Source organism: Pseudomonas sp. FW305-70 (assembly GCF_058783925.1).
The window spans coordinates 43,564-68,817 of sequence record NZ_JBYSYZ010000033.1; the positions used below are offsets into that span (position 1 = coordinate 43,564).

Genomic DNA, 25,254 nt, shown 5'->3' on the forward strand with positions numbered 1-25,254 from the left:
ATTAAGGAACTTAACCCTGATGTGTGAGCTCTTAATGCCAGTACATGCTTTTCATCAGGAGAAACACCCCATGCGTAAGACTTTAGCTATTGCCTTGATGTTGACCGCTTCCCTCGGTCTCGCTGCCTGCGATAAAAAATCCGAGGACAAAGCTCAAGATGCTAACCAACATGCTGAGCAAGCCCAGCAAAAAATGAACGAAGCTCAGGATAAAGTGAACGACGCGGCGAAGGAAAACGCCGAAGCCGCCAAAGCTCAGGCTGAATCGAACGCGGAAGCGGCAAAAGAGGCTGCTCCGGCTGCTCCGGCCACTCCAGCCGCTCCGGAAGCGCCTAAGAACTAATCCGGTTTTTAGCGTGACAAAAGAAAACCCGCCAAGTGCGGGTTTTCTTTTGCCTTCAAAAAAATGCTTAGAGCAAAATCGTTCGAAAAGTCGGACTAATCATCAGCAACAGCGAGCAGATTAATCCCACCAGCCAGACCAGACTGCGTTGCCAGGCCAGGTCCTTCCAGTAACACACCAGATAAATAACCCGAGTGACCACAAAGATGATCGCGAGCAAATCGATGAGCCAGCCTGCCGTCTGCGTTGTATGCGCCATCAACACACCCACCGCAAACAATATGAAGGCTTCAAAACTATTCTGATGCGCCGCCAGCGCACGGGCACCGAAACCTGTGAGTTGGCCCTGCTGCTGGCGCGGCAGGTGATTGTTGTAACCGCCCTGCTCTTTCATGGCCTTGGTCACAGGCATACGCGCCACGTAAATCAGCACGGCACTGATAAACACACACCAGAACGGAATACTCATCAAGCAGCCTCTTTGTTCACCTCGGGCAATGGCGCCTCTGTAGGGGTATAGACCATCACGTCGAGAACGTCAGAGTGAAACTCGCGACGGTACAACACAAATACCACGCCGGCACTCATCAACATGAACAACCAGGGACTGACAAACCAGGCCAGCATGGTCATTCCAAAGTAGTAGGAACGCAGCCCGAAGTTGAACTGGTTGGCGGCCATGGATATGACGCGAGCCGCGCGGGAAGCAAACGCTTTGCGCTCTTGTTCCGACACAAGACGCTCGCCGACCATTGGCGCCGATCCCACCAGTACCGCCGCAAAGTTGTACTGGCGCATGCACCAGCTGAACGTGAAGAACGCATAGACAAACACCAGCGCCAGGCACAGCAACTTGATTTCCGACATGCCCTGGGACGCCTGTTGCACCATCGGGATATCCGCCAGCAACGACACCGCCCTTTCCGAAGCCCCCAGCACCGTGAGAATACCGGCCAGGATAATCAACGTACTGGAGGCGAAGAACGAAGCGTTGCGTTCCAGGTTGCCGATCACGCTGGCATCGGCGATGCGGTTGTCGCGCAGCAGCATGCGGCGCATCCAGTCTTCACGATAGAGGTGCAGCACACTGGCCAGGCACGCGGTGTCACGGCCTTTCCAGGTGGCATAGCGGGTGTACCCACCCCAACAGATGACGAACCAGATGGCGGCAAGTATGTGGATCAGGTTGGCTTGGATGAACGACATGCAGGTCCTTGTGATGTGCAAGAGGAGTACCGAATCCCTGTGGGAGCGGGCTTGCTCGCGAAGGCGGCTTATCATTCAACATTGATGTTGACTGACCCACCGTCTTCGCGAGCAAGCCCGCTCCCACATCAGGATTTGCAATGCTTCGACGTTAGCTCAACGCAAAAGACACCGCATCACCCCATAAAAAAATGCCCCGTATCGATTGATACGGGGCATTTCTGTTTTGTGACGGGCCGGTAAAGCTTAAGCCAGCGCTTCTTCGCGCTTGCCCAGCAGACGGTCGCAGACCACGGCAACCACCAGCGTCATCACCGAAGGCACCAGCCAGGCCAGGCCCTGCTCGCTCAGCGGCAGGTGGGCCATTTGCGTCGGCATCCAGTCCGCCAGGCCTGCACCCTTGAGGGCGTCGATCAGGCCGAAGAGGAACGACACCAGCATGACCGGGCCGAGGATACGACCCTGCTCATGCCAGAAGTCCTTGCAGAAGCTCAACGCCACCAGAACGATGCACGGTGGGTAGATCGCGGTGAGCACCGGGATCGAGAACGCAATCAGCTTGGTCAGTCCCAGGTTGGACACCAGCAGCGAGAACACCGCGAGGATGATCACCAGTGTCTTGTAGGACAGCGGCAGCACTCGGCTGAAGTACTCGGCGCAGGCACAGGTCAGGCCGACCGCGGTCACCAGGCACGCCAGGGAAATCAGCACGGCCAGGAAACCACTGCCCAGCGAACCGAAGGTGTGCTGCACGTAAGCGTGCAGCACCGCCGCGCCATTGGTAGCACCAGCGGCCACTTCATGGCTGCCCGAACCGAGACGGAACAGGCTGACGTAAACCAGCGCCAGGCCGACGCCGGCGATCAGACCGGCGATGATCGCATAACGGGTGATCAGTGCTGGCGACTCGACGCCGCGGGAGCGAATGGCGTTGACGATGACGATGCCGAACACCAGCGCGCCCAAGGTATCCATGGTCAGGTAACCATTGATGAAGCCTTGGGAAAACGGTGCCGCCACGTATTCAGGCGTGGCCTGGCCAATGTCTCCGGCCGGCAGGGCGAATGCTGCAATGCCCAGCACGGCCAGGGCGATGATCTTCAGCGGAGCGAGGAAGCGCCCTACGGTATCCAGCAAACGGCCTGGGTACAGCGAGATGAAGAACACCAGCAGGAAGTAAACCGAGCTGTACAGGAACAATGCCAGCGGGCTCTCGCCGGTCAGCGGCGCCAGGCCCACTTCGAAGGATACCGTCGCGGTACGTGGCGTCGCGAACAGCGGGCCAACAGCGAGGTAGCAGGCCGCTGCCAACAGGCCACCGGCGATTTTACCGATCGGGCTGCTCAAGGCATCCATTGCGCCGCCGACCTTCGCCAGCGCCACAACGGTGATCACCGGCAGCCCAACGGCCGTGACCAGGAAACCCAGCGCCGCCATCCAGACATTAGGCCCGGACTGCAAACCGACGATAGGCGGGAAGATGATGTTGCCAGCCCCGACGAACAGGGCAAACGTCATAAAACCAAGTGCCAGGATGTCCTGGCCTTTCAACACTTTCATTAAGGAAATACCACACTACTGAATCGGAATTTAGAGAGGGATTTCCCTATGGGTGAGGGAAATGCTGTCAGTCCGTATAAGACCGACCCTTTTAGCGCGTTGATGCCTTGTGGGCCGCAGACGCAAAAATGGCGCGTAGCCTAACGAATTTGGATGATAAACGCACTGTTAGAGGGCGAACTATCCGATCTACGACATTTTCGTGTCGCGTTTTTGCATATAAATGGTTGTCGTCTGTAAGTCAGCCTTCGCGGGCAAGCCCGCTCCCACATTGGAACGCGTACAAAATGTGGGAGCGGGCTTGCCCGCGAAGGGGCCAGCAGAGCCAACACAAATGCCGGAAACGACAAAGGCCACCCGAAGGTGGCCTTTGTCTGGTAAAGCGTCAGCCAAGCGCGAGGCTTACTTGACAGCCCAACCAGTCAGCTCGGCCAGGGCCTTGCCGATGTCTGCCAGCGAACGCACGGTTTTAACGCCTGCGTCTTGCAGAGCAGCGAATTTCTCGTCTGCAGTGCCTTTGCCGCCAGAGATGATTGCGCCAGCATGGCCCATGCGCTTGCCCGGAGGAGCAGTCACACCAGCGATGTAGGAAACAACCGGCTTGGTCACGTGTGCCTTGATGTAGGCAGCCGCTTCTTCTTCAGCCGAACCGCCGATCTCACCGATCATCACGATCGCTTCGGTCTTCGGGTCTTCCTGGAACAGCTTCAGGATGTCGATGAAGTTCGAACCCGGGATCGGGTCACCACCGATGCCGACGCAAGTCGACTGACCGAAACCGGCGTCAGTAGTCTGCTTCACAGCTTCGTAGGTCAGGGTGCCGGAACGGGAAACGATACCGACCTTGCCTGGCAAGTGAATGTGACCTGGCATGATGCCGATCTTGCATTCGCCTGGAGTGATCACGCCTGGGCAGTTAGGGCCGATCAGGGTAACACCCAGCTCGTCGCACTTAACTTTAGCGTCCAGCATGTCCAGGGTAGGAATGCCTTCGGTGATGCAGACGATCAGCTTGATGCCGCCGAAAGCAGCTTCCAGGATCGAGTCCTTGCAGAAAGGAGCCGGAACGTAGATCACGCTGGCGGTGGCGCCAGTGGCCGCTACGGCGTCTTTCACGGTGTTGAACACTGGCAGACCCAGGTGCTCGGTGCCGCCTTTGCCTGGAGTTACACCACCAACCATCTTGGTGCCGTACTCGATGGCTTGCTGGGTGTGGAAACTACCTTGCGAACCGGTAATACCCTGGCAGATAACTTTGGTGTCTTTATTGATCAGGACGCTCATTATTTGCCCTCCGCAGCTTTGACAACTTGTTGAGCAGCGTCGGTCAGGCTGGTAGCAGCGATGATGTTCAAACCGCTTTCTGCCAGTACTTTAGCGCCCAGCTCAGCGTTGTTGCCTTCAAGGCGAACAACAACCGGGATTTTCACGCCGACTTCTTTCACTGCACCGATGATGCCTTCGGCAATCATGTCGCAACGAACGATGCCGCCGAAGATGTTGACCAGTACTGCAGCGACGTTAGTGTCGGACAGGATGATCTTGAACGCTTCGGTAACGCGTTCCTTGGTAGCACCGCCACCCACGTCGAGGAAGTTGGCTGGCTTGCCGCCATGCAGGTTGACGATGTCCATGGTACCCATGGCCAGGCCAGCACCGTTGACCATGCAACCGATGTTGCCTTCCAGCGCTACGTAGTTCAGTTCGAACTTGGCAGCGTGCGCTTCGCGCGGATCGTCTTGCGACGGATCGTGGAAAGTCTTCAGCTTAGGCTGACGGTACATGGCGTTGGCGTCGATGTTGATCTTGGCGTCCAGGCAGTGCAGATCGCCGTCAGCCTTGATCACCAGCGGGTTCACTTCCAGCAGGGCCAGATCGTGATCCTGGAACAGTTTGGCCAGACCTACGAAGATCTTGGCGAACTGGGCAACTTGCTTGCCTTCCAGACCCAGCTGGAAAGCCAGTTCGCGACCCTGGAATGGCTGAGCGCCAACCAGTGGATCGATAGTGGCTTTCAGAATTTTTTCTGGAGTGTCGTGAGCGATTTTCTCGATGTCCACGCCACCTTCGGTGGAAGCCATGAACACGATGCGACGGCTCGAACGGTCAACGACAGCGCCCAGGTACAGCTCTTTAGCGATATCAGTGCACGATTCAACCAGGATCTTGGTGACTGGCTGACCATTGGCGTCAGTCTGGTAAGTCACCAGACGCTTGCCCAGCCACTGCTGTGCGAAGGCTTTGGCGTCTTCTTTGTTGCGAACCAGCTTTACGCCGCCCGCTTTACCGCGACCACCGGCGTGGACCTGGGCTTTGACAACCCACTCGCTGCCGCCGATTTTGTCGCAAGCTTCTGCTGCTGCTTCCGGGGTGTCTACCGCGTAACCGGTGGATACTGGCAGGCCGTACTCAGCGAACAGCTGCTTACCCTGATACTCGTGAAGATTCATGCTTATTACCGTCTTCGTTAGGTACTGCGCATTCGGTGCTGCACTCGTTCAAGTGCCGCACCACCTGTGACTGCTGCTTGCATAGCTGAGCTATGCAAGACTGCGTCCAGCGGATATTCCGCGGTGAGTCTTGCATGCAAGGCTCACGACGGGCCAAACCGCCGTGGTTTCTTATTATCTCTTAACGCTTCTTGCGGTTGGCGATGTGGATGGCGCCGCCATTCACTGCCAAAGCAGCTTCGTGCAAGGCTTCAGACAGGGTCGGATGGGAGAAAACCATCATGCCCAGGTCTTCAGCGCTGGTGCCGAATTCCATACCGATCGCGCCCTGCTGAACCAGTTCGGCAGCGCTTGGGCCAATCACGTGGACGCCCAGTACGCGGTCTGTCTTGGCATCTGCGATGACCTTGACGAAACCACCGGTGTCGTTGGCAGCCATGGCACGGCCGGAGGCTGCGAACGGGAAGGTGCCGACGTTAACTTCAACGCCTTCAGCTTTCAAGGCCTGCTCGGTTTTACCAACCCACGCGATTTCCGGGTGAGTATAAATAACCGACGGGATCAAATCATAGTTCATCTGGGCCTTGTGGCCCTTGATGCGCTCGACAACCATGATGCCTTCTTCGGACGCCTTGTGCGCCAGCATCATGCCGCGAACCACGTCGCCAATAGCGTAAACGCCCGGTACGGTGGTGGCGCAGTGATCGTCAACGTGCACGAAACCACGCTCGTCCAGGGTCACGCCGCAGTCGGCAGCCAACAGATCAGTGGTCACCGGACGGCGACCAACGGCTACGATCAGCTTGTCGAAAGTGATGTTCTGTTCGCCGTTGGCATCGGTGTAGTTCACCACGACTTCGTCGCCGTTCACTTTGGAACCGGTGACGCGAGCGCCCAGCTTGATGTCCAGACCTTGCTTGGTCAGGGTTTTCAGCGCTTCCTTGGAAACAGCGGTGTCAGCTGCCATCAGGAAGGTGTCCAGGGCTTCCAGGACAGTCACTTGCGCACCCAGGCGCGACCAGACCGAACCCAGTTCCAGACCGATCACGCCAGCGCCGATCACGCCCAGACGTTTTGGAACGGATTGGAATTCCAGGGCGCCGGTGGAGTCGACGATCACATTCTGGTCAACCGGAGCTGGCGGAATGTCGATCGGACGCGAACCTGGTGCCAGGATGACGTTTTCGGCTTCGATGATTTCTACCGAGCCATCCGGCTTGGTGACTTCGACTTTCTTGCCGGCCAGCAGCTTGCCGTGACCCTGGATGGAGGTCACACCGTTGGCTTTGAACAGGGTCGCAACGCCGGAGGTCAGGCCTTTGACGATGTTGGCTTTACGGCCGACCATCGCTGGCACGTCCATGGTCACGCCAGCGTGATTGATACCGTGGATCGCGAAACCGTCCTGGGCTTCGTGGAATTTCCACGAGCTGTCCAGCAGGGCCTTGGATGGAATGCAGCCGACGTTCAGGCAAGTACCGCCCAGAGCCAGTTTGCCTTCCTTGTCGGTGTACTTCTCGATGCAGGCAGTGGAGAGACCCAACTGCGCGGCCTTGATGGCAGCGACGTAACCGCCAGGGCCCGCACCGATCACTACTACGTCAAATTTCTGCGACATGTAAAAGAATCCTCTTTTAGCTTCAAGCTACAAGCAATAAGCCACAAGCTCGAAGCCCCCACTCGTTCGCCTTGAGCTTGGGGCTTGTCACTTGCAGCTTGTCGCTGTTTTTTAAATATCCAGCAACAGACGAGCCGGATCTTCCAGCAGGTTCTTGATGGTCACCAGGAAGGTCACAGCTTCTTTGCCATCGATCAGGCGGTGATCGTAGGACAGTGCCAGGTACATCATCGGACGGATAACGACCTGACCATTGATGGCCATAGGACGCTGGATGATGTTGTGCATGCCCAGGATGGCGGCTTGTGGCGGGTTGACGATCGGGGTCGACATCATCGAACCGAAAGTACCGCCGTTGGTGATGGTGAACGTACCACCGGTCATTTCGTCCATCGACAGTTTGCCGTCGCGGGCTTTCTTGCCGAAGGTGGCGATGCCGCCTTCGATTTCAGCCAGGCTCATCAGTTCGGCGTTACGCAGAACCGGTACAACCAGGCCGCGATCGCTGGAAACTGCAACGCCGACGTCAGCGTAGCCGTGGTAAACGATGTCACCGCCGTCGATCGAGGCGTTGACAGCCGGGAAGCGCTTCAGTGCTTCGGTAGCCGCTTTCACGAAGAAGGACATGAAGCCCAGGCGCACGCCGTTGTGGGACTTCTCGAACAGGTCCTTGTACTTCGAACGCAGCGCCATGACTTCGGTCATGTCGACTTCGTTGAAAGTGGTCAGCATCGCCATGTTCGACTGGGCTTCAACCAGACGCTTGGCCACGGTGGCACGAACGCGGGTCATCGGCACGCGCTTCTCGATGCGGTCGCCAGCAGCGAACACAGGAGCAGCGGCAGCCGGAGCAGCAGCCTTGGCAGGTGCGGCAGCCGGAGCGGCTTTCTTGGCTTCGACAGCGGCAACCACGTCTTCCTTGGTGACACGACCATCTTTGCCGGTGCCTTTGACGGAAGCCAGGTTGATGCCGTTTTCTTCGGCCAGCTTGCGAGCGGCTGGAGCGGCGATAGCGTCTTCGTCAGCGCCGGCAGCCGGAGCGGCGGCAGCAGCGGCAGCAGCGGCCGGAGCAGCAGCGGCAGCCGGAGCGGCAGCAGCAGCGCCGCCTTCAACGATGGAGCCCAGGACTTCGTCGGACAGAACGGTGTCGCCTTCGTTCTTGACGATAGCGCCCAGCACGCCGTCAGCGGTAGCCAGCACTTCCAGCACGACTTTGTCGGTTTCGATGTCGACGATCAGTTCGTCGCGCTTGACCGCATCGCCCGGTTGTTTGTGCCAGGTGGCAACGGTGCCATCGGCAACCGATTCCGGGAAAGTGGGGGCTTTGATCTCGATAGCCATTGTCTGTGGTTCCTTAAATTCGGTTTCAGGTGCGCGAAGGCGTTAAACAGTAAAGGCGTCTTGCAGCAGTTTTTCCTGCTGTTCGGCGTGCATCGATGCGTAACCGCATGCTGGTGCAGCAGAAGCCTCACGGCCCGCGTACTCGAGTACGAGAGACTTGTTGAGGTTGCTGATGCTGCGACGCATGTGGTGTTGGCTGCAGTACCACGCACCCTGGTTCATCGGCTCTTCCTGACACCAGACGGCATGTTTGGCGTTGGTATAAGGAGCCAGGACTTCTTTCAAGTCGTCCTCAGGGAATGGGTACAGCTGCTCGATACGCACGATGGCGATGTCGTCACGACCTTCGGCACGGCGTTTTTCCAGCAGGTCGTAGTAGACCTTGCCGCTACACAGAACAACGCGCTCGACCTTTTTCGGATCTTGGGCATCGATTTCCGGGATGACGGTCTGGAACGAACCTTCGGCCAGATCTTCCAGCGTCGAGATGGCCAGCTTGTGGCGCAGCAGCGACTTCGGAGTCAGGACTACCAATGGTTTGCGCAGCGGGCGAATCACCTGACGGCGCAGCAAGTGGTAGATCTGAGCCGGCGTCGTCGGCATGCACACCTGAATGTTGTGCTCGGCGCACAGCTGCAGGTAACGCTCCAGACGAGCCGAGGAGTGCTCCGGACCCTGACCTTCATAACCGTGCGGCAGCAGCATGGTCAGACCGCACAGACGGCCCCACTTGTGCTCGCCACTGGTGATGAACTGGTCGATTACGACCTGGGCGCCGTTGGCGAAGTCGCCGAACTGGGCTTCCCAGATAACCAGGGCATTCGGCGTGGTGGTCGAGTAACCGTACTCGAACGCCAATACCGCTTCTTCGGACAGGAACGAGTCGTACAGGTCAAAACGCGGCTGACCGTCGTACAGGTTCTGCAGCGGGATGTAGGTGCCCGCGTCTTTCTGGTTGTGCAGGACAGCGTGACGGTGCGAGAACGTACCGCGGCCGATGTCCTGGCCAGTCATGCGAATCGGGTGACCTTCGAACGCCAGGGTCGCGTACGCCATGGTTTCGGCGTAGCCCCAGTTGATCGGCAGGCCACCGGCTTGCATCTTCTGGCGGTCTTCGTAGATCTTGGCAACCTGGCGCTGAACCACGAAGCCTTCCGGGATTTCCAGCAGCTTGGCGGACAGTTCCTGCAAGGTCTTCAGATCGAAGCGAGTGTCGTGACGCGCGGTCCAGGTGTGACCCAGGTACGGACGCCAGTCCACGAACAGTTCCTTGTTCGGTTCTTTGACCAGGCTCTTCACAACGTGCAGACCGTTGTCCAGCGCGTTGCGGTATTCGTCGACTTTCGCCTGAACACGCTCTGCATCCAGCACACCGGCCTGAGTCAGGCGATCGGCATACAGCTCACGGGTGGTGCGCTGCTTGGTGATCTGCTGATACATCAGAGGCTGGGTGCCGCTTGGCTCGTCGGCCTCGTTGTGGCCGCGACGACGGTAGCAGACCAGGTCGATCACCACGTCACGCTTGAACTGCATGCGGTAGTCGATGGCCAGCTGGGTCACGAACAATACGGCTTCCGGATCATCACCATTCACATGGAGGATCGGTGCCTGGATCATTTTCGCAACGTCGGTCGCGTACTCGGTGGAACGCGAGTCCAGCGGGTTGCTGATGGTGAAACCGACCTGGTTGTTGATCACGATGTGCACGGTACCGCCGGTCTTGAAACCGCGGGTCTGCGACATCTGGAAGGTTTCCATGACCACGCCCTGACCTGCGAAAGCAGCGTCACCGTGGATGGAGATCGGCAGAACCTTCTCACCGGTTGGATCGTTGCGACGGTCCTGACGGGCGCGAACCGAACCCTCGACCACCGGGGAAACGATTTCCAGGTGGGACGGGTTGAACGCCATGGCCAGGTGAACTTCACCGCCGGTGGTCATCACGTTGGACGAGAAGCCCTGGTGATATTTCACGTCACCGGAACCGAGCTCGACCTTCTTCTTGCCTTCGAACTCGTCGAACAGCTCGCGCGGGTTCTTGCCGAAGGTATTGACCAGCACGTTCAGACGGCCACGGTGGGCCATGCCGATGACGATTTCCTTGGTGCCGTAGGAACCGGAACGCTGGATCAGCTCGTCGAGCATCGGAATCAGGCTTTCGCCGCCTTCCAGACCGAAACGCTTGGTACCCGGGTATTTGGTGCCCAGGTATTTTTCCAGGCCTTCACCGGCGGTCACGCGCTCAAGCAGGTGGCTCTTGATGTCAGCGGAGTACGTCGGACGGCCGCGCACGCTTTCCAGACGCTGCTGGAACCACTGGCGCTGCTCGGAATCGGTGATATGCGTGAATTCAGCGCCGATGGTGCGGCAATATGTCTGCTGCAACGCTTCGTGAATTTCGCGTAGGCTCGCTTCCTCTTTGCCGATGAACAGGTCGCCGGCACGGAAGGTCGTATCAAGATCGGCATTGGTCAAGCCGTAATGATTGATCGACAGGTCTGCAGGTGCAGGACGCTGCCACAGTCCCAGCGGGTCAAGCTGGGCTGCCTGGTGGCCACGCATACGGTAGGCCTGGATCAATCGCAGCACTTCAACTTGCTTCTTCTCGTGCTCACTGCTCACGCTGCCGGCGGAAACCGGTTGGGCGCGGCGCTGGTTCTTTGCCAGCAAGACGAAATGATCGCGAATTGTGGAGTGCGAAACATCGGTGGCAGAGTTGCCGTCAGCAGGCAACTTCTGGAAGTAGGTGCGCCACTCTTCTGGCACAGCGTTAGGGTCGTGCAGGTAGAGCTCATAAAGCTCTTCCACATAGGCAGCGTTACTACCGGATAGGTAGGCACTGTTCCACATGCGCTGCATCACGCTTTCTTGCATGCTTGGTCACCCTCGGTTAGGGGAACACCACCGGTGTCGACACCGAGCAAACTTGCAGAAGTCCGAATGCAGCGACCAAAACAAGCCACTAGGATCACACTGATAGTCCGGGTACCAGCCCGGATGCCCCTGCTTGTCTCATTTCTTCAAAATAAGAGCCGCAGCCTTTTAAGCTGCTGCTCAGGTTAAAACTACGGCGCCGGTTGAAGCCTGCGCCGCAGCATCTACGGGTACAGCGGGTACAGCAGCTGAATCACACGCCGCTCGAGAGCAACATGTTACGGATGTGACCGATGGCCTTAGTCGGGTTCAGGCCTTTCGGACATACGTTGACGCAGTTCATGATCCCGCGGCAGCGGAATACGCTGAACGGGTCATCCAGCGAAGCCAGACGCTCGGACGTCTTGGTGTCACGGCTGTCTGCCAGGAAGCGGTACGCTTGCAGCAGGGCAGCCGGGCCCAGGAACTTGTCCGGGTTCCACCAGAAGGACGGGCAGGAAGTCGAGCAGCAAGCGCACAGGATGCACTCGTACAGACCGTCCAGCTTTTCACGCTCTTCAGGGGACTGCAGACGCTCGATGGCCGGAGCCGGCGTGTCGTTCTGCAGGTATGGCTTAACCTTCTCGTATTGCTTGTAGAAGATGCTCATATCGACGACCAGGTCACGGATAACCGGCAAACCTGGCAGAGGACGAACGATCAACTTGTTACCTTTTACGACGGCAGACAGCGGCGTGATGCACGCCAGGCCGTTTTTGCCGTTGATGTTCATGCCGTCGGAACCGCAAACACCTTCACGGCAAGAGCGACGATAGGAGAAACCTTCGTCCTGCTCTTTGATCAGGGCCAGCACGTCCAGCACCATCAGGTCTTTACCACCGGTATCGACCTGGAATTCCTGCATGAACGGCGCAGCGTCCTGATCAGGGTTGTAACGATATACACTGACTTGCAACATGGCGGTCACCCTTAATAAGTCCGGACTTTAGGTTCGAAAGTCGGAACAGTCTTCGGCGAGAAGTTCACGGCACGCTTGGTGACGCGCTTGTCACCCGGGAAGTACAGGGTGTGGCACAGCCAGTTTTCGTCGTCACGGTCTTCGAAGTCTTCACGGGCGTGAGCACCGCGGGACTCTTTGCGAACTTCAGCAGCGATAGCGGTAGCTTCGGCCACTTCCAGCAGGTTTTGCAGTTCCAGCGCCTCGATACGGGCAGTGTTGAACGCCTGCGACTTGTCGTTGATCTTCACGTTGGCGATGCGCTTGCGCAGCTCAGCCAGCTGGGCAATACCTTTCTGCATGTATTCGCCGGTACGGAATACACCGAAGTAGTTCTGCATGCAGCTTTGCAGCTCGCGACGCAGGGTAGCCACGTCTTCGCCATCAGTACGGTTGTTCAGTGCGTTCAGGCGCGACAGGGCAGCTTCGATGTCGGCTTCGGTAGCGTCGTCGTATTCGATGCCGTCGGTCAGCGCCTTTTCCAGGTGCAGGCCGGCAGCACGGCCGAATACCACCAGGTCGAGCAGCGAGTTGCCGCCCAGACGGTTGGCACCGTGAACCGATACGCAAGCCACTTCGCCTACGGCAAACAGACCAGGGATGATCTGGTCGACGCCTTCGGCGTTCTGGGTGATCGCCTGGCCATGAATGTTGGTGGCAACGCCGCCCATCATGTAGTGGCAGGTCGGAACAACCGGAACCGGAGCAACCACCGGGTCAACGTGTGCGAAAGTCTTCGACAGCTCGCAGATGCCTGGCAGACGGCTGTGCAGCACTTCCTCGCCCAGGTGGTCGAGCTTGAGCATCACGTGGTCGCCATTCGGACCGCAACCGTTGCCGGCGATGATCTCTTTAACCATCGAACGGGCAACAACGTCACGACCGGCAAGGTCCTTGGCGTTCGGAGCATAACGCTCCATGAAACGCTCGCCGTGCTTGTTGATCAGGTATCCACCTTCACCACGGCAGCCTTCTGTAACCAGTACACCGGCGCCGGCGATGCCGGTCGGGTGGAACTGCCACATTTCAATGTCTTGTACCGGTACGCCGGCACGCAGCGCCATGCCAACGCCGTCACCGGTGTTGATCAGGGCGTTGGTGGTCGACGCGTAGATACGGCCCGCACCGCCGGTCGCCAGCACGGTGGCTTTGGCGCGGATGTAGGTGGTTTCACCGGTTTCGATGCAGATCGCGATCACACCGACGAACTCGCCTTCGCCGTTCTTCACCAGATCGACAGCGTAGTACTCGTTCAGGAACACGGTACCGGCTTTCAGGTTGCCCTGATAAAGGGTGTGCAGCAGCGCGTGACCAGTACGGTCGGAAGCGGCGCAAGTACGGGCAGCCTGCCCGCCTTTACCGTAATCCTTCGACTGACCGCCAAACGGACGCTGATAGATACGGCCCTGTTCGGTACGCGAGAACGGCATACCCATGTGGTCCAGCTCGTAAACGGCAGCCGGGCCTTCCTGACACATGTATTCGATAGCGTCCTGGTCACCAATATAGTCGGAACCCTTGACGGTATCGTACATGTGCCAGCGCCAGTCATCGTTCGGGTCAGCGGACGCGATCGCGCAGGTGATGCCGCCTTGAGCGGATACAGTGTGCGAACGGGTCGGGAACACCTTGGTGATCACGGCAGTCTTGTGACCACCTTGTGCCAGTTGCAGCGCTGCGCGCATGCCGGCACCGCCACCACCAATAATGATGGCGTCGAAAGAAATCGTTGGAATGTTAGCCATGAATCAGATACCCCAGAGAATCTGCACACCCCAGACGAAGTAAGCGAACATCGCAACGCCGCATACCGCCTGGAAAAGGAAACGTACTGCAGTCGCGGACTTGCCCAGCGCCATTGGCGTCAGGTAGTCGGTCGCGATGGTCCACATGCCGACCCAGGCGTGAGCACCCAGGGCAACGAGGGCCAGCAGACTGAAGATACGCATCCCGTTGTGGGCGAACAGGCCGTGCCATTGGTCGTAGCCAATGCCCGGGTTCGCTGCGAGGTATCCGATCAGGAAGATGAAATAAGCCGCGAGAACGACCGCAGACACACGTTGCGCCATCCAGTCATAAAGACCGGAACGCGAAAGGTTCGTAACGCTGGTTACCATATCCAAACTCCTGCCAGAACGATCAACACCACGGAAACGGCGATGATAATTTTCGAGCCCAGGCGGCCGCCTTCCAGCGTCTCACCGATGCCCATATCCATGATCAAGTGGCGCACACCGGCTACCAGGTGATACAGAAGAGCGGACAGGAGGCCCCATGCTACGAACTTGGCCAGCGGGCTGGTCAAGCATGCCTTCACCTCGGCAAAACCTTCCTCGGAACCCAGGGATTTGCCCAATGCATAAAGCATGAAGCCAAGGCCCAGGAAGAGGATGATGCCGGAAACACGGTGAAGAAACGACGTAACGCCGGTGATGGGGAGTTTGATGGTCCTTAGGTCTAGGTTTACAGGTCGTTGGCTTTTCACGGCTTTTTTTTCACACTGAAGAGCCCCTAACAATCAGGGCAAAGTTGTTGGGGAGTGCACTGGTCAGGTAACCACCACCCAGGGATGCGACCCCCAATAACGCAGGCCCAAAAGCCCCTGGCGGTCGGTGGCCGAGTATAGACAGTTAGGCTACTAATGACAACGCAAAGACCTAACCCAAACAGCTGATTGCGCAACTGACATAAAAGGCGTAAATGGCAGCCAATTTCGAGAAAAAAGTCCGGTTAAAGCCTTCTGGAGCAAGACTTTAGGCAAATTGACATTCGAATTTATCTCACTATAGTGGTGCGGGCCCTGCGTGGGGGGTCTGTCTGATGATTTCAAGCATAAATAGGAGGCCACATGGCTGACAAAAAAGCGCAGTTGATCATCGAGGGCGCAGCCCCCGTCGAGCTGCCCATTTTAACCGGCACCGTTGGTCCCGATGTTATCGATGTTCGGGGCCTGACGGCCACGGGCCGTTTCACCTTTGACCCAGGCTTCATGTCGACCGCCTCGTGCGAGTCGAAGATCACCTATATCGACGGCGACAACGGCATCCTGTTGCACCGCGGCTACCCGATCGAACAGCTGGCTGAAAAGTCGGACTACCTGGAAACCTGCTATCTGCTGCTCAACGGCGAACTGCCGACCGCAGAACAGAAGGCCCAGTTCGTCAGCACCGTGAAGAACCACACCATGGTTCACGAACAGTTGAAGACCTTCTTCAACGGCTTCCGTCGCGACGCCCACCCGATGGCCGTCATGTGCGGCGTAGTCGGCGCCCTCTCGGCCTTCTACCACGACTCCCTGGACATCAATAACCCGCAGCATCGCGAAATCTCCGCGATCCGCCTGGTTGCCAAGATGCCGACCCTGGCAGCGATGGTTTACAAGTACTCCATGGGCCAACCCATGATGTACCCGCGCAACGACCTGTCGTACGCGGAAAACTTCCTGCACATGATGTTCAACACCCCGTGCGAGATCAAACCGATCAGCCCGGTACTCGCCAAGGCCATGGACCGGATCTTCATCCTCCATGCCGACCACGAGCAGAACGCCTCGACGTCCACCGTGCGCCTGGCGGGCTCCTCGGGCGCCAACCCGTTCGCCTGTATCGCTGCCGGCATCGCCGCACTGTGGGGCCCTGCCCACGGCGGTGCAAACGAAGCCGTACTGACCATGCTCGATGAAATCGGCGATGTTTCGAACATCGACAAGTTCATCGCCAAGGCCAAGGACAAGAACGATCCGTTCAAACTGATGGGCTTCGGTCACCGCGTTTACAAAAACCGCGACCCGCGCGCCACCGTCATGAAGCAGACCTGCGACGAAGTATTGAAGGAACTGGGCATCCAGAACGATCCGCAACTCGAACTGGCCATGCGCCTGGAAGAGATCGCCCTGACCGACCCGTACTTCATCGAGCGCTCGCTGTACCCGAACGTCGACTTCTACTCGGGGATCATCCTCAAGGCGATCGGCATTCCAACCAGCATGTTCACCGTGATCTTCGCCCTGGCGCGGACCGTCGGCTGGATCTCCCACTGGAAGGAAATGCTCTCCAGCCCGTACAAGATCGGCCGTCCGCGCCAGCTGTACACCGGCTACGAGTCGCGTGACATCACCAAGCTGGAAGACCGCAAGTAAGATCTGTCTTGTTGTAGCCTGTTGAGTTGTACCGGGAACGGCCTCTGCTTTTTATATAAAGAGCAGGAGGCCGTTTTTGTTTGTGCGGCTTTTGGTTGTGTACATATCCGTTGCTTGGGTAACGGCGGCTTATGGTTCCGCCCTTACGGCGGGTCACTTGGAAAAACGGAACGCCGCCCGGCCTGTAGGAGCGAGCTTGCTCGCGATGGAGGTCAACGATGATGCGGGAAGCCTGGCACCCCGCGGTGCTCTCAGGTTTTTCGTCGGAACGCCGCCCGGAGCAAGCTCGCTCCTACAGAGCCCGCCGCCATCGGCCATCCATGGCTGGGGGCGGCTAACCCGAGGCAGCCTACCGGCCGGCCTGTTTGCTGGCTTGGATCCGCGAGATTTCGGCCGGCTGACAGGCCGCCATCGCGAGCAAGCTCGCTCCCACAGAAGAGCAAAGGACGATCGGTGCACCCCCACGCTCTTCACCACTCATCAGGCCGAGCGTTAGCTCGCCTGCAGCTCTTGATCTTGATCCACCCGCCCCCTCGGAAGGCTGAGCGGAGGTGTTCATCAGGGGGCAGGCGCGCAGCGCCGTTCGACGAAGTCGAACACATCGAGAGGAGGTCGTCGCGAAGCAGACCGGAGGCGATGCGCCCTGATGAATACCGGAGCGAAGGAACCCCGAGCCTAGGCGAGGGGCCGTACGTTCGGGGCGAGCGTTTTTTGCTTACTTTTTTAGGCGCTTGTAAAAAAGTGAGTCGCCGTAAGGGCGAAACCATAAGCCGCCGTTACCGCAGCAATGGATATGTACACGATCAGCGAAAGACAGGTCGGCTGGCAGGCCGCCTTCGCGAGCAAGCCCGCTCCCACAGTAAATCGGCACATCCGCAAAATTCAGGTCGATTAACGCACAATAAAAAAGTGCCCCGATCTCTCGACCGGAGCACTTCATAAAACATCGCCAGCTATATCAAAGCATCAAGACTTAGTGCGATACCGCCCCGCTCGCCCCAAGGCCAGTCTGCGAACGAACAAACTGCGGGAAGAACAGCGCCCGCTCATTGTCAGCCGCAGTCGACTTGTCAGTAACCGAGAAGAACCAGATCCCGACAAAGGCAATCATCATCGAGAACAACGCCGGATACTCATACGGGAAGATAGCCTTCTCGTGATGCAGGATCTGCACCCAGATGGTCGGACCAAGGACCATCAGGCCCACTGCACTGATCAGGCCCATCCAGCCGCCGATCATCGCACCGCGAGTGGTCAGCTTTTTCCAGTACATGGAAAGCAGCAGTACCGGGAAGTTGCAACTCGCCGCGATGGAGAACGCCAGGCCCACCATGAACGCGATGTTCTGGCTTTCGAACAGAATGCCCAGAACGATGGCCAGCACAGCCAAGGCAACGGTGGTGATCTTCGAAATGCGAATCTCATCCTTCTCGTTGGCCTTGCCCTTCTTGATCACACTGGCATACAGGTCGTGGGACACCGCCGAAGCACCCGCCAGGGTCAGGCCGGCGACTACCGCCAGAATGGTCGCGAACGCCACGGCCGAGATGAAGCCCAGGAAGATGCTGCCACCAACGGCATTGGCCAGGTGCACCGCCGCCATGTTGTTACCGCCGAGCAATGCGCCGGCCGCGTCTTTGAAGGCCGGATTGGTGCTGACCAGCAGGATCGCGCCGAAACCGATGATGAAGGTCAGGATGTAGAAGTAGCCAATGAAGCCGGTTGCGTACAGCACACTCTTGCGAGCTTCCTTTGCATCACTCACGGTGAAGAAGCGCATCAGGATGTGCGGCAGACCCGCGGTACCGAACATCAATGCCAGCCCGAGGGAGAACGCCGAGACCGGATCTTTCACCAGACCGCCCGGGCTCATGATCGCTTCACCTTTAGGGTGAACCTTGATCGCCTCGGAAAACAGCATGTTGAAGTCGAAGTTGACGTGTTTCATCACCATCAGCGCCATGAAGGAAGCGCCGGACAGCAGCAGAACCGCCTTGATGATTTGCACCCAGGTGGTCGCCAGCATGCCGCCGAACAACACATAAAGGCACATCAGCACGCCCACCAGAATCACCGCGACGTGGTAGTCGAGGCCGAACAACAGCTGGATCAGCTTGCCGGCACCGACCATCTGGGCGATCAGGTAGAACGCCACCACCACCAGCGAACCGCAGGCGGACAGCGAACGGATCTGGGTTTGCCCGAGGCGGTAGGACGCCACGTCGGCAAAGGTGTACTTGCCCAGGTTACGCAGGCGCTCGGCGATCAGGAACAGAATGATCGGCCAGCCCACCAGGAAACCGATCGAATAGATCAGCCCGTCGTAACCTGAAGCGAACACCAGTGCGGAAATACCCAGGAAGGAAGCGGCCGACATGTAGTCACCGGCAATCGCCAGTCCGTTCTGGAAACCGGTGATCTTGCCGCCAGCGGCATAGTAGTCGGCTGCCGAATTATTACGCTTGGAAGCCCAGTAGGTGATGCACAGGGTGGCACCGACGAAGGCGACAAACATCACGATTGCCGACACGTTAAGCGGTTGCTTCTGCACGGCACCGGTCAGGGCGTCAGCCGCCCAGGCGCCAGGCGCGAAAGCTGCGATGCTCAATAGAGCCATTAGACGGCGGATCATTGCTGAGCCTCCTTGAGAATCGCATTGTTCAGATCGTCAAATTCGCCATTGGCACGGCGTACGTATATACCGGTCAGGACGAAGGCCGAGACAATCAGCCCGACGCCTATCGGTATGCCCCAGGTAATCGAGGACTCAGGGTTGATTTTCGCCCCCAGCACCTGCGGCCCATAGGCAATCAGAAGAATGAATCCGGAGTAAAGCCCTAGCATGATCGCCGAAAGAATCCAGGCGAATCGTTCCCTCTTGCTAACCAGCTCCTTGAAGCGCGGGCTGTTTTGAATCGAGAGGTAAATGCTGTCGTTCATTGTTTTTATCCTCGCAGCACAGATTGAGTTGGAACGGTATCCACTCTATGCGGCTGCGGGGCAGGTTCCAGACGACCTTAGTCTTAGAACCACATGACAGATTCGCCAATTGTAGGAGCGAGCTTGCTCGCGATGGAGGTCAACGATGATGTGGGGAGCCTGACACCCCGCGGTGCTCTCAGGTTCTTCGCGAGCAAGCTCGCTCCTACAGAAAAACAAAGGGCCGCTTGGCATGAGTTTGCCGAGCGACCCTGGAAGATGCTGACCAGACGCATCAGCTCAAATCACTTGGTCCAGCCAGCCACGCGCTCAGGGTGCTTGGCGACCCAATCCTTCGCCGCGGCTTCAGGTTTGGCACCGTCCTGAATCGCCAGCATCACCTGGCCGATTTCATCCTTCGATTCCCACTGGAAGTTCTTCAGGAACTTGGCCACTTCCGGTGCCTTGGCCTCAAGCCCTTTGCTGCCGATGCTGTTCACGGTTTCTGCCGCGCCATACACGCCTTTCGGGTCTTCGAGGAAGCGCAGTTTCCACTTGGCGAACATCCAGTGCGGTACCCAGCCGGTGACGGCGATGGATTCGTTTTTCTTCTCGGCACGGGTCAGCTCGGCAATCATGCCGGCGCCGGAACTGGCCTTGAGTTGATAACCGGTCAGGTCGTAGTCCTTGATTGCCTGGTCGGTCTTGAGCATCACGCCTGAACCGGCGTCGATGCCGACGATGCGATTCTTGAAGGTGTCGTCGGTTTTCAGGTCCTCGATCGACTTGGCCTTGACGTACTCCGGCACGATCAATCCGATTTTTGCGTCCTTGAAGTTCGGGCCGTAATCGACGACCTGATCCTTGTTCTTCGTCCAGTATTCGCCGTGGGTCACCGGCAGCCAGGCCGACAGCATGGCGTCGAGTTTGCCGGTCGCCACGCCCTGCCACATGATCCCGGTGGCAACGGCTTGCAGCTTCACGTCATAACCGAGTTTCTGCCTGATCACTTCGGCGGCCACGTTGGTCGTGGCAACGCTGTCCGACCAGCCGTCGACGTAACCGAGCGTCACTTCCTTTCCGGCGGCACTGGCCACGGTAGAGCTGATCGCCAGCACCAAAGCGGCACCTGCGCCCAAGAGTCGTCGCATCTTCATCGTTACTTCCCCGAAAGTGCTGCGCTCGACGGATGCCGAGTCGCTTAAACGTATTGTTATGGTGCACAGCGCCCCCATCACGCCTCACAGCAAACCCGTCCCGACATCAGCGGAGTACTGACGCCTTCGATGATCAACCTGACGCTCATTGCGACCTGCTCTGCCAGCGACCTCAAGGCATCGAGAAACGACATCAGAAAGCCATTAATCCTGACCACGGAAAACGCACCTGCCAAACCGCCCGAACTTTGCCTGTCAAAATCATGCAGGCCACCAAGCACGCGGTAAATGCAGGTAACATGCGCCGCTTTGCTCCCACACGGCCTGACCATGCCCGCGACATACCGCTTCCCTCTTGCTGCTTATCTATTCGCTTGCCTGCTCGGGCTGTTCGCCCTTGGCGGCTTCTGGTACGGCCTCGGCAAACCGGTGGTCCTGCCGGACGCGGCCAGCGCCACGCACAAGCTGCAATGCGCGTCCTATACGCCGTTCGACAAGGATCAGTCACCGTTCGACCAACCCTTCAAGCTGCGCCCCGAGCGCATGGACGCCGACCTCGCGTTGCTGGCGACCCGTTTCGAGTGCATCCGCACCTATTCCATGACCGGCCTTGAAGCCCTGCCGGACCTTGCACGCAAGCACGGTCTGAAGTTGATGATCGGCGCCTGGGTCAACAGCAACCCGGTGGACACGGAAAAAGAAGTCGACCTGCTGATCGCTTCGGCCAACGCCAACCCGGATGTGGTGAGCGCAGTGATCGTCGGCAACGAAACCCTGCTGCGCAAGGAAGTCACCGGTGCGCAATTGGCCAAGCTGATCAACAAGGTCAAGAGCCAGGTCAAACAGCCCGTCACCTATGCCGACGTCTGGGAGTTCTGGCTCAAGCACCCTGAAATTGCCCCTGCCGTGGACTTCCTGACCATCCATTTGCTGCCGTATTGGGAGGACGATCCATCGAACATCGACGCCGCCCTGCAACATGTGGCCGAAGTGCGTCAGGTATTCGGCAACAAATTCGCACCCAAGGACGTACTGATCGGCGAAACCGGCTGGCCAAGCGAAGGCCGCCAGCGCGAAACCGCCCTGCCGAGCCGGGTCAATGAAGCCAAATTCATTCGTGGTTTTGTCGCCATGGCCGAGCAGCAAGGCTGGCACTACAACCTGATCGAAGCCTTCGACCAGCCATGGAAGCGCGCCAGTGAAGGCGCGGTCGGCGGCTACTGGGGACTGTTCGATGCCGATCGCCAGGACAAGGGCGTGCTGGCCGGGCCAGTGACAAACGTCCCGTACTGGTCGCAATGGCTGGCGGTGGGCGGCCTGATCTTTATCGGCACCCTGCTGGTTGGCGGCCGGGTTCGCACGACGCGCGCGGCGCTGGTGTTGCCACTGCTCGGCGCATTGGCCGCTTGCTCGATTGGCGCCTGGGGCGACCTGGCACGCGTCACCACTCGCTTCACCAGTGAATGGCTGTGGGTCGGCTTGCTGACCGTGCTGAATCTGCTGGTGCTGACCCACGCTGCACTGGCGCTGAGTCCACGTGACGGGTGGCGCGGGCAGGCTTTCGATTTACTGGAGCGCCGTGCTGGCTGGCTGGTTGCAACGGCAGGTTTCGCGGCGGCCGTGATGATGCTGGAGCTGGCTTTCGATCCGCGTTATCGCAGCTTCCCGAGCGTGGCGTTCATCGTACCGGCGCTAGTCTACCTGTGCCGCCCGGTGAGCGCGCCGCGCCGCGAGATTGCATTATTGACCTTCATCATCGGTGCCAGTATTGCACCGCAGCTGTACCGCGAAGGATTGCAGAACCAGCAGGCCTGGGGCTGGGCTCTGGTGAGTGTGTTGATGGCGGCGGCGTTGTGGCGCTGCTTGCGGGTTCGCAAGGTTTAATTTTCATTAACCTTGCTGCCCTCTTCGCGAGCAAGCCCGCAATCACCACTGCAAACACCGCCAACGTCGTGTTGTACAAGGCCAACGCCGGAAAACCGAGCACCAGCGCCAGCACTGCCAACCACCACCCCGCACGCCCGGACAACACAAAGCCGATCACGGCAGCAGCCAAGGCGCCCCAGCCCAGAACCGCGAAGTGAATCATCAGCCCCAGGTTCGAACGCACCTGACATTCCCAACGGCTCGCCTCATCCACGCAAATGCCGACCCACTGCGCATCCTCCATGAAGCCATAACGCGTGCCATAACTGGCGGCCAGCCATACAGGCAGCAAAACAAGCAGCAGGATCACGGGCAGGTGGCGGGACATGAAACACTCCAATTGGCGAAAAACGGCGGCCAGCTTAATCGCCCTTAAGCGTTTCGCAAGCGATAACAACTGTTAACTGGGCATTCAATCGCTGCAAAGTGTATCGTCCAGCTACTATAACTTCGAAATCAGGCCTGTTTGGTGCCGAGGGTTGGCACTTTGGCGCATATCCGGTGGTCATAGCCTGCGAAATTCATTTGACACCTTCTTCTAAGGGATTTAGTCATGCTCCGTTCCTTGCGCTTCGCCGCCCTGTTTGGCGGCCTTATTTTGAGTGCGTCCGCACTGGCGGTCGACATTGACGCCGCCAGTTATGGCTACCCCCTGACCAACCCGTTCGAGGCGACCATCGCGACCACGCCGCCGGACCTGCGTCCGGAGCTCCCCCTTGACGATGACATCGATCAGGCAGTGCGCAGCGTCACCTTGCGTCCGGAACGGGCGTTCGAATTGCCGGACAATTTCTGGGCGGTCAAGAAACTCGACTACCGCATTGCCACGCAGGATCACGCCGCGCCGCTGATTTTCCTGATTGCCGGCACCGGTGCGCGCTATGACAGTACCTTGAACGAATACCTGAAGAAGCTCTATTACAAAGCCGGCTACCACGTGGTGCAGTTGTCATCGCCCACCAGCTATGACTTCATGAGCGCAGCCTCGCGCTTCGCCACGCCGGGCGTTTCCAAGGACGATGCCGAAGATCTGTACCGGGTGATGCAGGCCGTGCGGGCACAGAACCCGAAAGTACCGGTCACCGACTACTACCTGACCGGGTACAGCCTGGGGGCACTGGATGCCGCCTTCGTCGCGCACCTGGACGAAACCCGCCGCAGCTTCAACTTCAAGAAAGTCCTGCTGCTCAACCCGCCGGTCAACCTCTACACCTCGATCACCAACCTCGACAAGCTGGTCCAGACCGAGGTCAAGGGCATCAACAACAGCACCACGTTCTATGAACTGGTTCTGAACAAACTGACCCGCTACTTCCAGCAGAAGGGCTACATCGACCTCAACGATGCCCTGCTCTACGACTTCCAGCAGTCCAAACAGCACCTGACCAACGAACAGATGGCCATGCTGATCGGCACCTCGTTCCGCTTTTCGGCGGCGGACATCGCCTTCACTTCGGACCTGGTCAACCGTCGCGGCCTGATCACCCCGCCCAAGTTCCCGATCACCGAGGGCACCAGCCTCACGCCATTCCTCAAGCGTGCATTGCAATGCGACTTCGACTGCTACATCACCGAACAAGTCATCCCTATGTGGCGCGCCCGCACCGATGGCGGCAGCCTGCTGCAACTGATTGATCAGGTCAGCCTGTATGCGTTGAAGGACTATCTGCACGAAAGCCCGAAAATCGCCGTCATGCACAACGCCGACGACGTGATCCTGGGTCCTGGCGACCTGGGCTTCCTGCGCAAGACCTTCGGTGATCGCCTGACCGTTTACCCGTACGGGGGCCACTGCGGCAACATTAACTACCGCGTCAACAGCGACGCCATGCTGGAGTTCTTCCGTGGCTAAATTTCTCCTGCTTTTCGCAGCGTTACTCTGTGCAGGCGTCGCCCATGCAGACAACAGCAAAGCCAACGCCCCCGTAGTCGTCGACAGTGACGGCTTCAAGGAACCATTGAGCAAACTCAAATTCAACCCGGGCCTGGATCAGCGCGAGTTCGAGCGTTCGACGCTCGGTGCACTGGCCGTCTACGATCCGCTGGAAGAGTGGAACCGTCGCGTCTATCACTTCAACTACCGCTTTGACCAATGGGTGTTCCTGCCGGTGGTCAATGGTTACCGCTACGTCACCCCGAGCTTCCTGCGCACCGGCGTCAGCAACTTCTTCAACAACCTCGGCGACGTGCCGAACCTGTTGAACAGCCTGCTGCAACTCAAGGGCCAGCGCTCGCTGGAAACCACCGGGCGACTGCTGCTCAACACCACCATCGGCATCGCCGGCCTGTGGGACCCGGCCACCGCCATGGGCCTGCCGCGCCAGAGCGAGGACTTCGGCCAGACGCTGGGCTTCTACGGCGTGCCGGGCGGCGCTTACTTCGTGCTGCCGGTCCTCGGTCCGTCGAACCTGCGTGATACCGGCGGCCTGCTGGTGGATTACACGGCCGAGAATGCGATCAACTTCCTCAACGTGGCCGAGGTCAGCTCCAACCATCCGGAAGTCTTGATCCTGCGCGGCATCGACAAGCGCAACCAGACCAGCTTCCGCTATGGCCAGATGAACTCGCCGTTCGAGTACGAGAAAGTGCGTTACGTGTACACCGAAGCACGCAAGTTGCAGATCGCCGAGTAATTCCGGCAGCCGAAAAATACTGTGGGAGCGGGCTTGCTCGCGAATAGGGTGTGTCAGACAACCTTTTTGGTGACTGACACACCCTATTCGCG

Annotated in this window: 20 protein-coding genes and 2 pseudogenes; 6 read left to right on the forward strand and 16 right to left on the reverse strand. The window is 58.5% G+C overall.

Annotation, left to right across the window (positions count from 1 at the left end):
- Positions 1 to 70: 70 nt before the first annotated feature.
- Positions 71 to 343: a hypothetical protein gene (locus AC3WN7_RS21385; protein WP_095964056.1), complete on the forward strand. Its 273-nt coding sequence runs from the start codon at positions 71 to 73 to the stop codon at positions 341 to 343.
- A gap of 67 nt (positions 344 to 410) precedes the next feature.
- Here the strand turns inward: AC3WN7_RS21385 and AC3WN7_RS21390 are convergent, their stop codons facing one another.
- The 12 genes from AC3WN7_RS21390 to sdhC all read right to left on the reverse strand — a co-directional run bounded on the left by AC3WN7_RS21390 (position 411) and on the right by sdhC (position 14,874).
- On the reverse strand, positions 411 to 812 hold the full coding sequence (locus AC3WN7_RS21390) for an MAPEG family protein (RefSeq protein ID WP_102673329.1): 402 nt from the start codon (positions 810 to 812) through the stop codon (positions 411 to 413).
- The gene (locus AC3WN7_RS21395) at positions 812 to 1,549 is read right to left on the reverse strand and encodes a DUF599 domain-containing protein (RefSeq protein ID WP_095963894.1); all 738 of its coding nucleotides are present in this window, start codon (positions 1,547 to 1,549) and stop codon (positions 812 to 814) included. The genes AC3WN7_RS21390 and AC3WN7_RS21395 overlap by 1 nt, the downstream gene beginning before the upstream one ends.
- A gap of 246 nt (positions 1,550 to 1,795) precedes the next feature.
- Positions 1,796 to 3,109, reverse strand: coding sequence for a branched-chain amino acid transport system II carrier protein (brnQ, locus tag AC3WN7_RS21400; RefSeq protein WP_095963893.1), 1,314 nt, complete (start codon positions 3,107 to 3,109; stop codon positions 1,796 to 1,798).
- Between the two features lie 402 nt (positions 3,110 to 3,511).
- The gene (gene sucD / locus AC3WN7_RS21405; protein ID WP_003223019.1) at positions 3,512 to 4,393 is read right to left on the reverse strand and encodes a succinate--CoA ligase subunit alpha; all 882 of its coding nucleotides are present in this window, start codon (positions 4,391 to 4,393) and stop codon (positions 3,512 to 3,514) included.
- Positions 4,393 to 5,559, reverse strand: a complete 1,167-nt coding sequence (gene sucC / locus AC3WN7_RS21410; RefSeq protein ID WP_003223015.1) for an ADP-forming succinate--CoA ligase subunit beta — start codon at positions 5,557 to 5,559, stop codon at positions 4,393 to 4,395. The genes sucD and sucC overlap by 1 nt, the downstream gene beginning before the upstream one ends.
- 181 nt (positions 5,560 to 5,740) lie before the next feature.
- The gene (lpdA, locus tag AC3WN7_RS21415) at positions 5,741 to 7,177 is read right to left on the reverse strand and encodes a dihydrolipoyl dehydrogenase (RefSeq protein WP_008017863.1); all 1,437 of its coding nucleotides are present in this window, start codon (positions 7,175 to 7,177) and stop codon (positions 5,741 to 5,743) included.
- 111 nt (positions 7,178 to 7,288) lie between these two features.
- Complete coding sequence (gene odhB / locus AC3WN7_RS21420) at positions 7,289 to 8,518, reverse strand: 2-oxoglutarate dehydrogenase complex dihydrolipoyllysine-residue succinyltransferase (RefSeq protein ID WP_102673331.1); 1,230 nt, start codon at positions 8,516 to 8,518, stop codon at positions 7,289 to 7,291.
- A 42-nt stretch (positions 8,519 to 8,560) separates the two neighbouring features.
- The gene (locus AC3WN7_RS21425; RefSeq protein WP_095963892.1) at positions 8,561 to 11,392 is read right to left on the reverse strand and encodes a 2-oxoglutarate dehydrogenase E1 component; all 2,832 of its coding nucleotides are present in this window, start codon (positions 11,390 to 11,392) and stop codon (positions 8,561 to 8,563) included.
- 253 nt (positions 11,393 to 11,645) lie between these two features.
- Positions 11,646 to 12,350 (reverse strand): succinate dehydrogenase iron-sulfur subunit, encoded by a 705-nt coding sequence (locus tag AC3WN7_RS21430; RefSeq protein WP_003223007.1) that lies wholly within the window; start codon positions 12,348 to 12,350, stop codon positions 11,646 to 11,648.
- Between the two features lie 11 nt (positions 12,351 to 12,361).
- Entirely contained in the window at positions 12,362 to 14,134 is a 1,773-nt protein-coding gene (gene sdhA / locus AC3WN7_RS21435; protein WP_102673332.1) for a succinate dehydrogenase flavoprotein subunit, read from the reverse strand.
- Between the two features lie 3 nt (positions 14,135 to 14,137).
- Positions 14,138 to 14,506 carry a succinate dehydrogenase, hydrophobic membrane anchor protein gene (gene sdhD / locus AC3WN7_RS21440; protein WP_007977503.1) on the reverse strand — a complete coding sequence of 123 codons (369 nt, stop codon included), beginning with the start codon at positions 14,504 to 14,506 and terminating at the stop codon, positions 14,138 to 14,140.
- Entirely contained in the window at positions 14,500 to 14,874 is a 375-nt protein-coding gene (gene sdhC / locus AC3WN7_RS21445; RefSeq protein ID WP_015096190.1) for a succinate dehydrogenase, cytochrome b556 subunit, read from the reverse strand. Before sdhC ends, sdhD begins: the two co-directional genes overlap by 7 nt.
- 363 nt (positions 14,875 to 15,237) lie before the next feature.
- Here sdhC and gltA point away from each other — a divergent pair, with 363 nt between their 5' ends.
- Positions 15,238 to 16,527 carry a citrate synthase gene (gltA, locus tag AC3WN7_RS21450; RefSeq protein WP_007977501.1) on the forward strand — a complete coding sequence of 430 codons (1,290 nt, stop codon included), beginning with the start codon at positions 15,238 to 15,240 and terminating at the stop codon, positions 16,525 to 16,527.
- Positions 16,528 to 17,500: 973 nt separating this feature from the next.
- Here the strand turns inward: gltA and AC3WN7_RS21455 are convergent.
- Entirely contained in the window at positions 17,501 to 19,159 is a 1,659-nt protein-coding gene (locus tag AC3WN7_RS21455; protein ID WP_095963890.1) for a cation acetate symporter, read from the reverse strand.
- Positions 19,156 to 19,467 carry a DUF485 domain-containing protein gene (locus tag AC3WN7_RS21460; protein ID WP_007971395.1) on the reverse strand — a complete coding sequence of 104 codons (312 nt, stop codon included), beginning with the start codon at positions 19,465 to 19,467 and terminating at the stop codon, positions 19,156 to 19,158. The genes AC3WN7_RS21455 and AC3WN7_RS21460 overlap by 4 nt, the downstream gene beginning before the upstream one ends.
- Before the next feature lie 93 nt (positions 19,468 to 19,560).
- On the opposite strand from AC3WN7_RS21460, the pseudogene AC3WN7_RS21465 reads away from it, so the two are divergent.
- A pseudogene (locus AC3WN7_RS21465) lies at positions 19,561 to 19,677 on the forward strand (outer membrane lipoprotein carrier protein LolA); the annotation flags it as partial.
- A 74-nt stretch (positions 19,678 to 19,751) separates the two neighbouring features.
- Here AC3WN7_RS21465 and AC3WN7_RS21470 read toward each other — a convergent pair.
- Entirely contained in the window at positions 19,752 to 20,603 is an 852-nt protein-coding gene (locus AC3WN7_RS21470) for a glycine betaine ABC transporter substrate-binding protein (RefSeq protein ID WP_102673335.1), read from the reverse strand.
- 288 nt (positions 20,604 to 20,891) lie between these two features.
- On the opposite strand from AC3WN7_RS21470, the gene AC3WN7_RS21475 reads away from it, so the two are divergent.
- On the forward strand, positions 20,892 to 22,487 hold the full coding sequence (locus AC3WN7_RS21475; protein WP_102673336.1) for a glycoside hydrolase family 17 protein: 1,596 nt from the start codon (positions 20,892 to 20,894) through the stop codon (positions 22,485 to 22,487).
- Positions 22,488 to 22,497: 10 nt separating this feature from the next.
- Here AC3WN7_RS21475 and AC3WN7_RS21480 read toward each other — a convergent pair.
- Positions 22,498 to 22,857, reverse strand: a pseudogene (locus AC3WN7_RS21480) (hypothetical protein); the annotation flags it as partial.
- Between the two features lie 225 nt (positions 22,858 to 23,082).
- Here AC3WN7_RS21480 and AC3WN7_RS21485 point away from each other — a divergent pair.
- Positions 23,083 to 24,381 (forward strand): serine/threonine protein kinase, encoded by a 1,299-nt coding sequence (locus AC3WN7_RS21485; protein WP_095963886.1) that lies wholly within the window; start codon positions 23,083 to 23,085, stop codon positions 24,379 to 24,381.
- Complete coding sequence (locus AC3WN7_RS21490; protein WP_095963885.1) at positions 24,374 to 25,162, forward strand: MlaA family lipoprotein; 789 nt, start codon at positions 24,374 to 24,376, stop codon at positions 25,160 to 25,162. Before AC3WN7_RS21485 ends, AC3WN7_RS21490 begins: the two co-directional genes overlap by 8 nt.
- Positions 25,163 to 25,254: the final 92 nt, after the last annotated feature.